Genomic DNA, 13,321 nt, shown 5'->3' on the forward strand with positions numbered 1-13,321 from the left:
GTCAAGCAAACGTTTTAATTTGCTGTGCGGCTCTTATAAACACCAGAGGCTCCATTACCGACCATCAGACTACACAAACGACTTTGGACGAGCACCAAGGAAATCCGGTATATTTCTTTTTTTTCAAAGTCTTGAATACGCTTCCGCTGCAATCATGGAGGACCGCTGGTTCGCACAGCAGAAGCTTCCGCTCACGTCACGCCGACACCAGAGCGACAAAACAAATTCATCTGTTTTATTCTTGACCCGCATCAAACGGCTTTGGCCCCTCAATGTTTCGGCTTGCTACCGCCCACATGTCCAAACTTCAGCTCGCCTGGCGACAGCCCGATATTGGCCTTTTCCGCCGTCTGCCTTTCAAATTCCAGCGCCCCTTCAAGGGTACGCAGGCTGTTACCATCAATAAGCGCCTTGGTCGGGGCCGCCATCTGTGGCGCCCCGGCCAGTATCATTCGAGCCATAGCGCGTGCAGACTCAAGCAGATCGCGGTCCGGCACCACCTTGTTGACGAGGCCCCAGTCGGATGCCTCACGCGCATGGAGTGGGCGTCCGGTAAGCTCGAGTTCCTTGGCCCGGTAAATGCCGATTGCGCGATGAAGACGCGCGCTGAGCCCCCAGCCCGGCAACAACCCCACACGCGAATGGGTATCCACAAACCGGGCCGATTCTGCCGCGATGATGATGTCGCACGCCACCGTGATCTCGAAGCCGCCCGTCGCGACGGCCCCCTGTACGGCCGCAATGACCGGCCCGGGCCAATCGGCGATCGTCCGGGACGGATTGAAGCCCGATATCGCTTCTGGGCCGTGCTGCTTCAGCATCTCCACATCCAGCCCGGCACAAAAGTTCCGCCCTCTTCCCGTCAGGATAACCACCTCGACAGACGGGTCGGCCGCAAAGTCCGCCATGCAGTCCTCGAACTCCTGAAGCACCTGCGGAACGATCGAGTTCATGCTGTCGGGGCGGTTAAGCGCGACGATGGCAAAGCCTTCGTCGCGCTCGACCTCTATTGCCTCGAATGTCTTCATGTCCAAACTCGCTCTTTCGATGTGGAGATCATCGGCGCGCCCCGCCTGCGCCACCTCAACTCTTCAGCGATCTCCCGATCACCAGTTTGAGAATTTCGGACGTTCCCCCGTAAATCCGTTGCACGCGTGCGTCGCGCCACATGCGGGCAATGGGGTACTCCTCCATATAGCCCGCACCGCCATGCAGCTGCAGACACTTGTCGAGAGACGCCCACTGCGTTTCGGTGTGCCAGAGCTTGGCGGCCGATGCCTCCACGGCCGTCAGCTTGCCGGCGACATGGCGATTGATCGCCCAGTCCAGATGCGACCAGCCAACCTGAAGCGATGTGGCGATATCAGCGAGGACGAATTGCGTGTTCTGGAAGTCGAACACCGACTGCCCGAACGCCTGACGATCCTGGGTAAATGTGATGGTGTCGTCCATCGCACGCTGCATGCTGGCCTGGCCCATGATCGCCTGCGAGAGGCGCTCTTGCGGCATCAACGTCATGATGGCTGCAAACCCGCGCCCTTCCCCACCAATCATCGCATCGGCTGGAACGCGGACTTCATCAAAGAAGAGCTCGGATGTGTCTGCTGAATGCTGCCCGATCTTGTCCAGCTTGCGACCGCGCGAAAAGCCCGCACGATCCGCATCGACAATCAGAAGGCTGACGCCGCGCGCGCCAGCATCCGGGTCGGTCTTCGCCGCGACGATAACGAAATCGCAAAGCTGTCCGCTCGAAATGTAAGTCTTCGCGCCGCTGATGACATACTCATTCCCGTCGCGAACCGCCTTGGTGCGGATCGACTGTAGATCGGACCCCGCGGCAGGTTCGGTCATGGCGATCGCAGAGATCAGCGACCCATCGACCATTCCGGGCAGATACTTCTGCTTCTGCTCTTCGGTCCCAAGATGGACGAAATAATCCGCAATGATGTCGGACTGAAGCGGCAGGCTGGATGTCGACCCCGCATAGGTCAGCTCTTCCGTCACGATTGAGTTATAAGAAAAATCCAGTCCGGGGCCGCCATAGGCTTCCGGAACCGTGGGGCAAAGCAAGCCTGCCTCACCGGCCGCCTTCCAGAAACTCCGCGGTGTGAGGTGGTCTTTTTCCCACGCATCCAGGTCCAGCTCAGCCGCGAAAAACCGGCGCACGGAGTCGCGGAAAATGGCGTGAGTGTCGGTCTGACCGAGGCGGTCTATGGGGATGGGCATGTTGGATATCTGCTTTCATTTCAATCTTCTGGAAGATTGATGGTTGTTCGGACGTTGATAGGAGCCTTACCGGCAATTTGCATACAGATGGCTGGGCAGGCTCACCCATATGTCGAAGGCGTGAGAGCTGCCTTTGAAACCTGGTTTCACACCTATTTGGCCGACGCATCAGCTGAAGACTGAAAGGCGACGCAAAGCGACAATGCAGTCGCCGCCCTCAGCGTCTTATTTGAGCGGCTCGACCACCCCGACTTTCGCCATTCGAGGGTCAGGTGTTCCTTCCCAGTAATCGATGGACTCCAGTGAAGCTGGCAGGTCGCGCGCATCCCTTGGAGAATTCTCGGGAAACTCTTCCATGCCGAAGCTGTACTCCACCGTCATCCCGTCCGGATCGAGGAAATAGATGAAAACCGATTCCGATGGCGGGTGCTTGCCAATGCCAAATACGATCGGCACATCCGCCTTTTTCATGCGGTTGTTCGCCTTACCGATGTCCGCCATCTCCGTGACCATGAAATTGATGTGGTTGAGCCCCGCATTCTTGGCCGCGCCGACGCCGAAAGAATGGTGATACGGATTAGGGAAACACCGCATGAAGGTGACCATGCCTTTAATCCGGTCCGATACGCGGAAATTCATCTCATCGAGGAGAAATTTTTCCGTGGCATCGCGGTCCGGACTGCTGAGCACGAGATGGCCGAGACGCGCGATCTTGGTGTGAGTTGTTTCGAACGCAGACGGCGCTTCAGCCATATCGCTGTAGAATTCGAAGGTCAGGCCGGTCGTCGGTTCGGACATCCGGAAAGCTTCACCGATCCCAAGGTCTTGCTGCTCTTCGGGGCTAACGGCGATGCACTCGATGCCGAGTTCGACGAAGTGCTTCCTGACCGCTTCCAGCGCCTTGTCGCTTTCCATCTGCCAGGCAACGCGCTTGAGCGCAGGTTCAGATCCGCGGTAGATCACAAGGTCATGATGCCGGTCGCTGCACCTCAGAAAGGCACGCTCGCCATCCGGCTCTTCGTCCATTTTCAGGCCGACCAGCGTCTCGTAGAAATGTCTGGACTTTTCCAGATCCGTCACCGTCAGCGCGATATAGCCCAAACGCCTGTACCTGATGTCTTCAATACCCACAGTCTGTCTCCTCACGGTCTCCGGCTGCCCTGGTGCCAACCGGCACCGGCCCGCCAAAACGGCCAAACAACAATTAGAACGCTTGTATAAATTATACGAACCGAAAGGTGAAGGTCAAATTCTCCTGATGGGCAATAAAGAGGTCAATCTGAAGGCGCGGCAGCGCGACAATCACTGCGAGAATCCTGGCCTCGAATAGCACGCGAAGCTCATTATCTTCGAACATTCACGCCAACATAGAGCGCCAATCCGCGGCAAAACCCCCGCCGGTCAGTGACCGCTTTATAGGCGCGCGAGCTTGACGTCGCATCACATCAGGAAAAAAGTGGAACCAGATTAGGTCAAACGATTGAACTTGTGCGGCGCAGCATAAGGTGTCAGAAACAATTTACTGTTAAGCACTGTTTGAAGAATGACGAGGATTCACGGGATGATTGCAGGACTAAGCGACTTGGACACCAAGGTTCGGATCAAGGTATGCGCCCGCAAACTATTCGCTGAGCGCGGCGTCGAGGCGGTCACGGTTCGTGAGATCGTGGCAGCGTCCGGCGCCAAGAATGGCGGGTCCCTCAATTACTACTTCAAGTCGAAGGAAGGCCTGATCACTGAACTGCTCGCAGACGTGTTCCGTGACAGTAGCGACGGATGGCTCGACGCCCTGTCAGAGCTGCAAAGCAAGGGCGGCCCTAGATCCGTTCGGGATATCGTGACGATTCTCGTTCGCTGGCCTGAAGATAATTCCAAGCAGGAAGACCCCTCGCCAACCGCAAACAGATTCCTCAACAGCCTCCTCAGCACGCGGCGGAAAATGGTTCGGGACTTCCTCGAAAAAGGAAACTTCTCGGTATTTGCGCAATTGCTGCGCTATATTCGCCAGCTCAAGCCCGACCTGCCGCAGGCCGTCATGGAGCAGAGGCTGATCTACTTCTCCTGGTACATCATTTCAGCCCGGGCTGCTCATGAAAGCTATGTCGCGTCCGGCAAGAAGAACCCGATCTGGGAAGGCTATGACCCGCTCGAAAACCTGATCGATTGCGGCGTCGGCCTGCTCGAAGCGCCCTGCACGGTGGCTGAGAAGCAGACGTCTGCCGCCACCAAGAGCGCGTCTGGCGTCAACAAGCACCAGGCTCGCTCACGCGCCCTGGATGCTGCCTTTCCATCGGCCTGACGCCAGGCGACACCTTCGATTGCGCTAGCTATTCTCGCCGGCAAGGTCGAGCGCGACATCAACAATCATGTCTTCCTGACCACCCACCATGCGGCGGCGGCCCAGCTCGACCAGAATCTGGCGGGTATCCAGCCCGTATTGGGCTGCCGCTTTCTCCGAATGCCGCAGGAAGGACGAATAGACGCCGGCATAGCCAAGCGACAGCGTTTCGCGGTCCACGCGGACCGGCCGATCCTGCAGTGGACGTACAAGTTCTTCGGCCGCATCCATCAGTTTGAAAAGATCACAGCCGTGCTTCCACCCTTTCCGGTCGGCAGCCGCGATGAACACTTCCAGAGGCGCATTACCTGCACCGGCGCCCATGCCGGCGAGTGATGCATCAATCCGGACAGCGCCGTTCTGGGCAGCAACGATCGAGTTTGCCACACCGAGAGAAAGATTGTGGTGCGCATGCACGCCGCGCTGGGTCTCCGGCTTCAGCACCCTGTCATAGGCCTGCAGACGCGCAATAAATCCATCCATGTCGAGCGCACCGCCGCTATCGGTCACATAGACACATTGAGCGCCATAGCTCTCCATCAGCTTGGCCTGCTCAGCCAGTTGTTCCGGTTCGGTCATATGGCTCATCATCAGAAAGCCGGCCGTGTCCATGCCAAGCTCGCGCGCGGTTTCGATGTGCTGCCTTGAGACGTCGGCCTCTGTGCAATGCGTCGCGATGCGGACCGAGCGTACGCCCAGCTTGTAGGCGTGCTTGAGCTCCTCAATCGTGCCAATTCCAGGCAGCAGCAGCGTGGTCAGGACCGCGTTCTGGACCGCATCAGCAACCGCTTCGATCCACTCCCAGTCGGTGTGCGCCCCAAAGCCATAATTGAAGCTCGATCCATTCAGGCCGTCGCCATGGGCGATCTCGATCGCATCAACACCGGCTTCATCGAGCGCGGTTGCGATCTTTCGGACATGGTCGATACCGTATTGATGCCTTATCGCATGCATCCCGTCACGCAGCGTCACATCCTGGATGTAAAGCCTGTCAGTCTTTGGGTCGAATGGCATCAGACAGCCTCCCTTTCGCGGCGACGCACAGCAATCTTCTCAGCGGTCGCAAGACCTGCCGAGGTCATAATGTCGAGATTGCCCGCATAGGCAGGCAGGTAGTGAGCAGCGCCCTCGACCTCGAGGAAGACACTGGTCTTGATACCCTCGAATTCGCCGATGCCCGGTATCCGCACCCGGTTATTCGAGCCGAAGCGTTCAAACTGGACCTTTTGCTTCAAGCGATAGCCCGGAACATAGGCGTTCACCTTCTCCACCATTTTCGTGATGGCATCCTCGATTTCGGCCTCCTCGGCACCACTCGACAGGGTGAAGACGGTGTCGCGCATGATCATGGGCGGTTCGGCCGGGTTCAGGATGATGATCGCCTTGCCTTTGCTTGCGCCGCCAACCTGTTCGATGCCCGCCGACGTTGTCTCCGTGAATTCATCGATATTCGCTCGTGTGCCGGGACCGGCCGAGCGCGAGGAGATCGAGGCCACGATCTCCGCATAATGAACGTCTGCGACGGAAGAGACCGCTGCCACGATCGGTATCGTCGCCTGGCCGCCGCACGTCACCATGTTCACGTTCGACGCATCGAGATGGTCATCTCCATTAACGACCGGGATGACATAGGGGCCGATCGCCGCCGGCGTGAGGTCCACCATCACCTTGCCAGCTTGCGTCACCATTTCATTGTGGCGCTTGTGCGCGCCAGCTGAGGTCGCATCAAACACGATCCCGATTTCCGGCCAGACGTCGAGCTTGACGAGCCCGTCAATGCCCTCATGTGTCGTTGCAACCTTCATGCGCTTGGCACGGGCCAGGCCATCCGACTCCGGGTCGATGCCGACCATCGCACCCATTTCGAGGACGCTCGATTTGCGCATGATCTTGATCATCAGGTCGGTGCCGATATTTCCCGAGCCAATGATTGCGACTTTCGTCTTACTGGACATGTCTACCCTTTCCCGTACTCGAACTTGCAGGTTCCGAGTCCGCCGATTTTCACTAAAATCTTGTCGCCAGGGGTCAGGGCCACCATCGGTCCGAGAGCTCCGGTGAGCACGATATCGCCTGCTTTCAGATGCTCGCCTCGCGCCGCGAGCGTTGAAGCCAGCCAGGCCGCGGCATCAAGCGGGTGCCCAAGGCAAGCAGCGCCCGCCCCGAGTGAGGCGATCTCGCCGTTGATTTCCATCACCATGCCGCATGTGTAGAGATCGAGCGCTTCAACCTCATCTGTTGCGTCGCCCAGAACGAAGAAGGCTGAAGACCCATTGTCAGCCACAGTGTCTGCGAAAGTGATTTTCCAATCCGATATACGGCTGTCGACGATCTCGATGGCCGCCGCCACCTGCCCTGTCGCCGCCAGCACATCTGCCCGCGACACGGACTCACCGCGCAGGTCGGACTTCAGGATAATGGCAATCTCGGCTTCTGCTTTGGGCTGGATGCATGAGGAAGGCGAGAGCGTTCCACCATTCGGCACCTGCATATCATCGAAGAGGACGCCAAAGTCAGGTTGATCCACGCCGAGTTGTTGCTGCACGGCTTTGGCCGTTAGCCCCACTTTTCGGCCAATGATCTTCCGCCCCTCAGCGCTCCAGGCACGCGTATTCACAGCCTGAATCGCGTAGGCGCCATCCACATCAGTCGGAGAAAGCACGTCGCGCATGGGCGGCAATGTCTCGCCGCTATAGGCGTCCCGCAATCGCGCTGCAGCGGCTTCATATTGTGTCTGGTCCGACGCCATTTCCTCAAAATCCCTGACATTTTCGCGGGCGTTAGCCTGCCCGACTTTAGAAGGCTGTTTTAATTTTTGCCGCCTGTATTTTCAATCGACACAGATCATGTAATTCTCACCATACGGGAGAAACAACATTGGCTCGATCAAACGCAACATCACTCGAAAAAGCCCTCATGCTGTTGAATGGCATCATCGCTGACGGGGGCCAGACATCATTCAACGAGATCGCGTCTTCGATGGATCTGGCACCATCGACATCGTACCGCATGGTCTCCCAGCTGGTCGATGCTGGCTTCGTCAACCGTTATGGGCCCAACCACTATGGGCCTGGACTGGCAGCGACCCTGCTCTACCGCCGTTGCGACATTGCCACTCTAATGGCGCGCATCGGAAAGCCCCTTCTTAAGACACTCTCATCTGAGACCGGCCTCACCTCGCATCTCGGCGTGCTTGAAGACGGGATGGTGACCTACAAGGTGCGCATTCCCGGACGAGCGCCCCGGGCGGCGAAATTCACCCGCGAAGGCATGCAGCTTGAAGCTTACTGCTCGGCTGTTGGAAAAGTCCTGCTCGCCGGGCTAAGCGACCAGGCGCTGGAAGACTATCTCGGCGAAGGCGATTTCGTCCCCTTGACGCCACGCACCCTGGTCGATCCTTCAGTCCTGAGACAAGAGGTCCTGAAAATTCGCAGCACCGGCGTCGCCATTGATGACCGGGAAGTCAGCGAAGACATGATATGTGTGGCCGTCCCCGTGAAGGACCAGATGGGTGAAACCGTCGCCGCAATGTCGGTTTCCATGCCCGTCGGTCAGGGCGCGGACCCCGACCCAATGTCGTTTCGGCCATCTCTGGAGAAGTGCTCAGAAGCGCTCGGAGACTTTCTCCGCACCTCATCGGTCCCGAGCAAACAAGAAGAAAAAGCGCGCCTGGTTTAGGACTGGGCGATACGCTCGTTCAGGAAGGATTCAGCTGCATGCCAGTTCAGGCTCTTAATCTCGGCATCTGAAAGCGACAGGTTCGAAATGAAGCTCGCCGGCTCCTGCTGCATGATGGGATAGGGATAGTCAGTCCCCGCAAAGATACGGCCGGGAGCGACGTTGCGAACGAGATAACAAAGGTAATCAGGATCCAGCACATTGCTGTCGAAGAACATCTTGCGGAGAGTCGCACTTGGCGCCTCCCCCATCCGTCCGCCATATCCGTCCGTCACTTTCCAGCCCGTATCCATGCGCCCCGCGATTGAGCCAATCGCGCCCCCGCCATGGCTGAAGGCGATACGAAGGCGTGGGAAACGGTCGAGAATACCGTTCATGGCAATCGAGGCCGCAGCCATCGCAACATCGATTGGAAAGTAGACGAATGCCGTATCAACTGGCGGCATCGCCGCTGCCTTGGCCGCGACGGGATGCAGGGCGTGCACGAAAATCGAAAGCCCAAGAGCCTCTGCCTCGGCATAGAAAGCCTCGAAAGACGGATCACCGAGCATTTTTCCATTGATGTTGCTGCCCAGCTCAACGCCGGACAGGCCAAACTCATCCTTTATGCGCGTCAGATAGCGGGTTGCTGCAGCCGGATCCTGGAGCGGCACGGCGCCCAGGCCCCGAAAACGACCGGGATGTGCGGCGATCATCTCCGCGATCTGGCCATTCACAGCATCGCAAAGGAGCACGGCATCCGCCGGGCTGTGCCAGTAGGACAGAAGCTCCGGCATTGGCGACAAGACCTGAACGGCAACGTCGTCGCGGTCCATGTCCTCAAGCCGCCTCTCCGCGTCCCAGGACCGGTTGTCCAGCGGGCGGAACGGCTTGTCGCCGAGCATCAATGTCCCTGATGCTCGGCTCTCGCAAGCCATACATGGCCAACGCCCTGCCACGTCGTCGCTCGGAGCGGGAGGATACTCGAAGGGCGAGACGTGGCAGTGAACATCAATGATCGGCACGGATTTGCTCCATAACGGTGAGGGTCCCTATGACTGCTGGATCCTGAATCCGGCGAGACTCACAGAATGATGGTGACCTTGCCTTGATCCCGGAGACTATCAGACGCCAGAAATGTGCGCTTGGACATAATTTTCAGCTCACCATCGATCGTCTTCAAAATGTAGTTGTGGTGACCGGCATAAGTGTCCGTGACATCATTCTTCGCACGTTTGGTGATGAACCGGCACGTCACATGAACGCCCCGTTCGTCACTTCCCGTGATACGAACATTGGAGATCAGATGAGACTGGACGGACCGCGGCCATTCGGCGTGAGCGGCCTTGTCCAGCATCCGTTTCACCCGGTGGCCGAGACGGAAGTAATTGTCCGAAATGTAGAACAAGTCCTCGGCAGAATCTGCAGTGTCAGGTGCGCCTGCACGCGGCACTTCATAGACCGAATCTTCGGTGAAGAGGGCAAGCCATTCGTCGAGCCGCCACTCATCAAGCATAGCGGTTTCCTCGAAGAAGAAGTCCTCATATGCCGACCGTGCCAATGGCTGCTCGGCCGCCTTCTTTGCCTGGTTTTGCTTCGCCATTACTCGCCTCCCATCCTGCGATCCCACTCGCGCCAGAAGCAGCGCATTTGCTCTTCATCATCAGCCTTGAACGGCTCACCTTCGCCCCGCGACATGCCGCGAGAGATGTCGTTCCACGGCGCAAGCTTGTAAGCGGCGTATCCCCGGTAAGCAGACTCCAGCGCCTCGACATCGTCCGGCGTCGCGAAACCGCCCGGCCCGAGGAATTCGAGAAAGTTGTCGAGCCGCCGCTTGCGGAATTCACGCGTTTCACCTTTGACGCCAAGCGCCCAGGCAGTGACGTTCATCTCGCCAGCTTCAACCGGGTAGAAGGTACGAATGGTGATGGCCATGATGTCATTGATGACGAGGTTCGGGAAAATGCCCGTATTGCGGCCGAGCTGACAGATCCGGTTTGCCTGTTCGGCGCCTACCCGGCTGACAACTTCGCGCTTGATTTCCTCGACTTCGGTTTTGGCTTTGTCTCCCCAGGCGGGGATCCACTTGGCAACCGGACGGCCCCAAGGCGCGTCACCTTCAATGGATGCGTGGCCGTTGCCCAAATCCATGACGTTCGTGATTTTCGGCATCTCGGCCGGTCCACCGATCGCGTCGGTCAGATACTTGAAGTACGTCTCGTGCGTATCGAGCGCATGATAGCCGTCATAGCTGTTCTCCATGAGGAGCTTCCAGTTCGAACGGATGCTGTACTTCTGAGCGCCGCCGACGACCTCCATCCCATTTGGGCCATGCTGGTCGATAAGATCGAGGATCATTTTCGAATCCCCGAGATAGGAATCGAGCGAGTTCGCGCCGTCATCATAGTTCACGAAGAAGAAATCCCGATACTGCTCAAGCTTCACCTCGACCAGGTTCGCGCAGCCATCGTGATTGAAGTTTTCAGGATAGGTGCCCTTCTGATGGCGGGTCGCGTAGTTGCCATTATTGTTGAAGGCCCAGCCGTGATAGAAACACTTGAAAGCGATTGAGTTACCGGACTCCTGCCGCTCGACCATGGCGCCGCGGTGCGGGCACGTGTTGAGGAAGGCGTGAAACTCGCCTTTGCGGTCGCGGTTGAAGATCAGTTCCTTGCCGCCGACATTCCGCGTGAGGAAGTCATTGGGGTTGGGCAGCTCGGACGCATGGCCCAGAAACAGCCAGCAGCGGTTGAAAATCTTGTCCCGCTCCATCTGCAGGACTTCCTCATCGAGGAACGCTTTCCTGTTAACCTTGAACAATCCGTTTTCGCGGTCATCAACCACCATAGACGAATCGCTCGTTTTACTTTGAGTGACCATTGTATCCGGCATGCCGATCCTCCTGCATCACGCCCGGCTCATGCGTGTCCGGGAACTGGTTTATCCACTAGGCCCGCAGCTATTAGCTTTTCGCGTTCCAGAGCGGAAACTTAATGGTATTACCAATGAATATTACTCACTGCGCTTACTGTCAAACTAAAATATATGTTTTATACGATGAAGAAAGCCCGTCAATTAGAGCGGTTGAATGGAACCGGGCCGGCGAACCACTCTGTAGCTGACCGGCTTTCCGGCTCGTGATAGCGAATGGTTCCAGGAAGAACGCCCGCGCCGCATCAGGGGCGAGGGTTTATCAGGATGAATTATGGCCCTGCGTCTCTTTGAAGAAGTCTACAATGCCATTCGGCGCGACCTGATGCGAGGCAAGCTCAAGCCAGGCGACAAACTCCCGTCAGAGCGCGACCTGGCCGAGCAGCTTGGCGTCGGCCGGCCTGTGGTTCGCGAAGCGCTGCGGGCGCTGGAAAATTCCGGCGTTCTGGAATTTCGCAAAGGTGCCAGTGGAGGCGCATTCATCCGGCAGGGCGATGGCCGGGCCGTCTCGCGCACCATGAACGACCTCGTTTTTCTTGGGACGCTGTCTCTCGACCAGCTCGCCGAAACCCGCACATGCCTGCTGGACCAGGCCGTACGCCTCGCCTGCAAGCGCGGCACCACCGCAGATTTCGAGGCGCTTGAAGCCAATATTGAACGCATGCGCGTGGCCATCACGGCTGAGGATGTCGAGACGTCGATCTTTGAGATCATGGACTTCTATTCGCTGCTGGGAACAGCCGCCAAGAATGACGTTCTGACCGTCATGATCGGTTCGCTATCGGAGATCATCGCTCAGATCCTCCTCGCCCTCAGGCCCGAGCACCTCACCGATCTGGTGACAATGCGGCTCGAAGTTCTGGACAAGATCAAGAGCGGCGATGCCGATGCGGCCTCGGCAGCGATGGCGGCGCACATGGAAGTTCTGCACAATTACGTCGTGGAGAACTCCGAAACCCTTCACGCGCTGGACCTTCAACTATTCGATATGAAGGCCTGAACGAAAAAGGCGGGCAGCCCGCAAGCCGCCCGCCTCCAAACACGATTTCAGTCGCTTACGCCGCTTCCTGCTCCAGCATGCGCACGACCTGCTCGCGCTGCGAGGCTGGCGAGCCAAGCAACTCGGCATTGCACCGCGCGCGCTTGTAATAGAGATGGTTTTTCATCTCCCAGGTGAAGCCGATAGCGCCGAAAACCTGAATGTTCCGGTGCGTCGCTTCCTTGTAGTGCTCGCTCGTATAGCTTTGCGCCATCGTCGCAGCGAGGCTGCCTTGGCCGTCATCCTCTGAAAGCGCCCATGCTGCATATTGCACGATGGCGTTTGCGCCTTCAGCTGAGCCAGCGATGTTTGCGAGCTGGTGCTTGATGGCCTGGAAGGCGCCGATCGGCCGGCCAAAGGCAATTCGCTCCTTGGCATAGGTGACCGCATCGTCGAGCACCATGCGAATGCCCGCTGCGTTTTCGGCGGCAAGGACAAGGTACATACGGTCGCGAACCCATGGCCAGACATCGTCGCTGCTTTGCTCAAGCCGCTCAGCTTCGACGTCATTCAGCACGAGCTTGCAGACCTCACGCGTGATATCGCGCCATTGCAGCACTTCGATGTCGACACCAGCCGCGTTGCGATCAATGACGAAGAAGTCCTTGCGGCCCTCATTGAGGGCGGAGACGACAATCTTGTCGGCTGACGCAGCATCGACAACGAACGATTTCGTTCCGGAGAGCTTGAATGCATCGCCCGACGGTTTAGCCGTCACATCGCTGTCCATATTGTCGTAGGCGCCGTTCTCGTCAGCCACGGCGAGCGCCAGCTTCAGGCCCTCTGCCAGCTTCGGTAGAAGCTCAGACTTCTGCGCTTCAGAACCGGCCTTCTCGATGGCCCACGCCCCGGAGAGCGTTCCCAATAGCGGCGACGGGGCCAGCGTGCGCCCGGTTTCACCGATGATCATGATCAGGTCGACATAATCCATACCAAGGCCGCCATAGGCTTCCGGCACAGTGATGGCGCTCCAGCCAAGCTCTACAATCTTGTCCCAGAGCTGGTCGTACCCAGCGTCGGAGACATCAGCGCCTGGACGGAGCAGCGGCGACAGGTCGACCTGCTCGTCAACAAACTTTGCGGCGGAATCCCTCAGGAATTCGTGGTCTTCACTCAATGCGAAATTCATC

At 58.0% G+C, this 13,321-nt stretch carries 13 protein-coding genes; 3 read left to right on the top strand and 10 right to left on the bottom strand.

Annotated features, from left to right (window positions below; genetic code table 11):
- Positions 1-269: 269 nt before the first annotated feature.
- The 3 genes from WNY37_RS14000 to WNY37_RS14010 form a co-directional block, all read right to left on the bottom strand.
- Positions 270-1,028, bottom strand: coding sequence for an enoyl-CoA hydratase-related protein (locus tag WNY37_RS14000; protein WP_342974010.1), 759 nt, complete (start codon positions 1,026-1,028; stop codon positions 270-272).
- A gap of 55 nt (positions 1,029-1,083) precedes the next feature.
- Positions 1,084-2,226, bottom strand: a complete 1,143-nt coding sequence (locus WNY37_RS14005) for an acyl-CoA dehydrogenase family protein (RefSeq protein ID WP_342974011.1) — start codon at positions 2,224-2,226, stop codon at positions 1,084-1,086.
- Between the two features lie 225 nt (positions 2,227-2,451).
- The gene (locus WNY37_RS14010) at positions 2,452-3,357 is read right to left on the bottom strand and encodes a VOC family protein (protein WP_342974012.1); all 906 of its coding nucleotides are present in this window, start codon (positions 3,355-3,357) and stop codon (positions 2,452-2,454) included.
- A gap of 430 nt (positions 3,358-3,787) precedes the next feature.
- Here WNY37_RS14010 and WNY37_RS14015 point away from each other — a divergent pair, with 430 nt between their 5' ends.
- Positions 3,788-4,525 carry a TetR/AcrR family transcriptional regulator gene (locus tag WNY37_RS14015; RefSeq protein WP_342974013.1) on the top strand — a complete coding sequence of 246 codons (738 nt, stop codon included), beginning with the start codon at positions 3,788-3,790 and terminating at the stop codon, positions 4,523-4,525.
- A 24-nt stretch (positions 4,526-4,549) separates the two neighbouring features.
- Here WNY37_RS14015 and dmpG read toward each other — a convergent pair whose 3' ends face one another.
- From dmpG to WNY37_RS14030, 3 genes are read right to left on the bottom strand one after another with little or no spacing between them, the layout of a single operon-like run.
- Entirely contained in the window at positions 4,550-5,578 is a 1,029-nt protein-coding gene (gene dmpG, locus WNY37_RS14020) for a 4-hydroxy-2-oxovalerate aldolase (RefSeq protein WP_342974014.1), read from the bottom strand.
- A complete protein-coding gene (locus WNY37_RS14025) occupies positions 5,578-6,519 on the bottom strand; it encodes an acetaldehyde dehydrogenase (acetylating) (protein WP_342974015.1) in 942 nt (313 codons plus the stop codon). Before WNY37_RS14025 ends, dmpG begins: the two co-directional genes overlap by 1 nt.
- A gap of 2 nt (positions 6,520-6,521) precedes the next feature.
- The gene (locus WNY37_RS14030; protein WP_342974016.1) at positions 6,522-7,313 is read right to left on the bottom strand and encodes a fumarylacetoacetate hydrolase family protein; all 792 of its coding nucleotides are present in this window, start codon (positions 7,311-7,313) and stop codon (positions 6,522-6,524) included.
- A gap of 128 nt (positions 7,314-7,441) precedes the next feature.
- Here WNY37_RS14030 and WNY37_RS14035 point away from each other — a divergent pair, with 128 nt between their 5' ends.
- Positions 7,442-8,242, top strand: a complete 801-nt coding sequence (locus tag WNY37_RS14035) for an IclR family transcriptional regulator (protein WP_342974017.1) — start codon at positions 7,442-7,444, stop codon at positions 8,240-8,242.
- Here WNY37_RS14035 and WNY37_RS14040 read toward each other — a convergent pair.
- The 3 genes from WNY37_RS14040 to WNY37_RS14050 are packed head-to-tail and all read right to left on the bottom strand — an operon-like array spanning position 8,239 to position 11,113.
- Positions 8,239-9,246 carry an amidohydrolase family protein gene (locus WNY37_RS14040; RefSeq protein WP_342974018.1) on the bottom strand — a complete coding sequence of 336 codons (1,008 nt, stop codon included), beginning with the start codon at positions 9,244-9,246 and terminating at the stop codon, positions 8,239-8,241. The genes WNY37_RS14035 and WNY37_RS14040 overlap by 4 nt on opposite strands.
- 59 nt (positions 9,247-9,305) lie before the next feature.
- Positions 9,306-9,824: an aromatic-ring-hydroxylating dioxygenase subunit beta gene (locus WNY37_RS14045; RefSeq protein ID WP_342974019.1), complete on the bottom strand. Its 519-nt coding sequence runs from the start codon at positions 9,822-9,824 to the stop codon at positions 9,306-9,308.
- Positions 9,824-11,113, bottom strand: coding sequence for an aromatic ring-hydroxylating dioxygenase subunit alpha (locus tag WNY37_RS14050; RefSeq protein WP_342974020.1), 1,290 nt, complete (start codon positions 11,111-11,113; stop codon positions 9,824-9,826). Before WNY37_RS14050 ends, WNY37_RS14045 begins: the two co-directional genes overlap by 1 nt.
- A gap of 313 nt (positions 11,114-11,426) precedes the next feature.
- On the opposite strand from WNY37_RS14050, the gene WNY37_RS14055 reads away from it, so the two are divergent.
- Positions 11,427-12,152 (top strand): GntR family transcriptional regulator, encoded by a 726-nt coding sequence (locus WNY37_RS14055; RefSeq protein ID WP_342974021.1) that lies wholly within the window; start codon positions 11,427-11,429, stop codon positions 12,150-12,152.
- A 55-nt stretch (positions 12,153-12,207) separates the two neighbouring features.
- Here WNY37_RS14055 and WNY37_RS14060 read toward each other — a convergent pair whose 3' ends face one another.
- Positions 12,208-13,320: an acyl-CoA dehydrogenase family protein gene (locus WNY37_RS14060; RefSeq protein WP_342974022.1), complete on the bottom strand. Its 1,113-nt coding sequence runs from the start codon at positions 13,318-13,320 to the stop codon at positions 12,208-12,210.
- Position 13,321: the final 1 nt, after the last annotated feature.

This window comes from Henriciella sp. AS95, assembly GCF_038900055.1.
Lineage (GTDB): Bacteria > Pseudomonadota > Alphaproteobacteria > Caulobacterales > Hyphomonadaceae > Henriciella.

Coding starts and splice junctions, on each gene's coding strand:
- WNY37_RS14015 (WP_342974013.1), top strand. CDS start 3,788: ATGATTGCAGGACTAAGCGACTTGGACACCAAGGTTCGGATCAAGGTA.
- WNY37_RS14045 (WP_342974019.1), bottom strand. CDS start 9,824: ATGGCGAAGCAAAACCAGGCAAAGAAGGCGGCCGAGCAGCCATTGGCA.
- WNY37_RS14060 (WP_342974022.1), bottom strand. CDS start 13,320: ATGAATTTCGCATTGAGTGAAGACCACGAATTCCTGAGGGATTCCGCC.
- dmpG (WP_342974014.1), bottom strand. CDS start 5,578: ATGCCATTCGACCCAAAGACTGACAGGCTTTACATCCAGGATGTGACG.
- WNY37_RS14055 (WP_342974021.1), top strand. CDS start 11,427: ATGGCCCTGCGTCTCTTTGAAGAAGTCTACAATGCCATTCGGCGCGAC.
- WNY37_RS14000 (WP_342974010.1), bottom strand. CDS start 1,028: ATGAAGACATTCGAGGCAATAGAGGTCGAGCGCGACGAAGGCTTTGCC.
- WNY37_RS14025 (WP_342974015.1), bottom strand. CDS start 6,519: ATGTCCAGTAAGACGAAAGTCGCAATCATTGGCTCGGGAAATATCGGC.
- WNY37_RS14005 (WP_342974011.1), bottom strand. CDS start 2,226: ATGCCCATCCCCATAGACCGCCTCGGTCAGACCGACACTCACGCCATT.
- WNY37_RS14050 (WP_342974020.1), bottom strand. CDS start 11,113: ATGCCGGATACAATGGTCACTCAAAGTAAAACGAGCGATTCGTCTATG.
- WNY37_RS14030 (WP_342974016.1), bottom strand. CDS start 7,313: ATGGCGTCGGACCAGACACAATATGAAGCCGCTGCAGCGCGATTGCGG.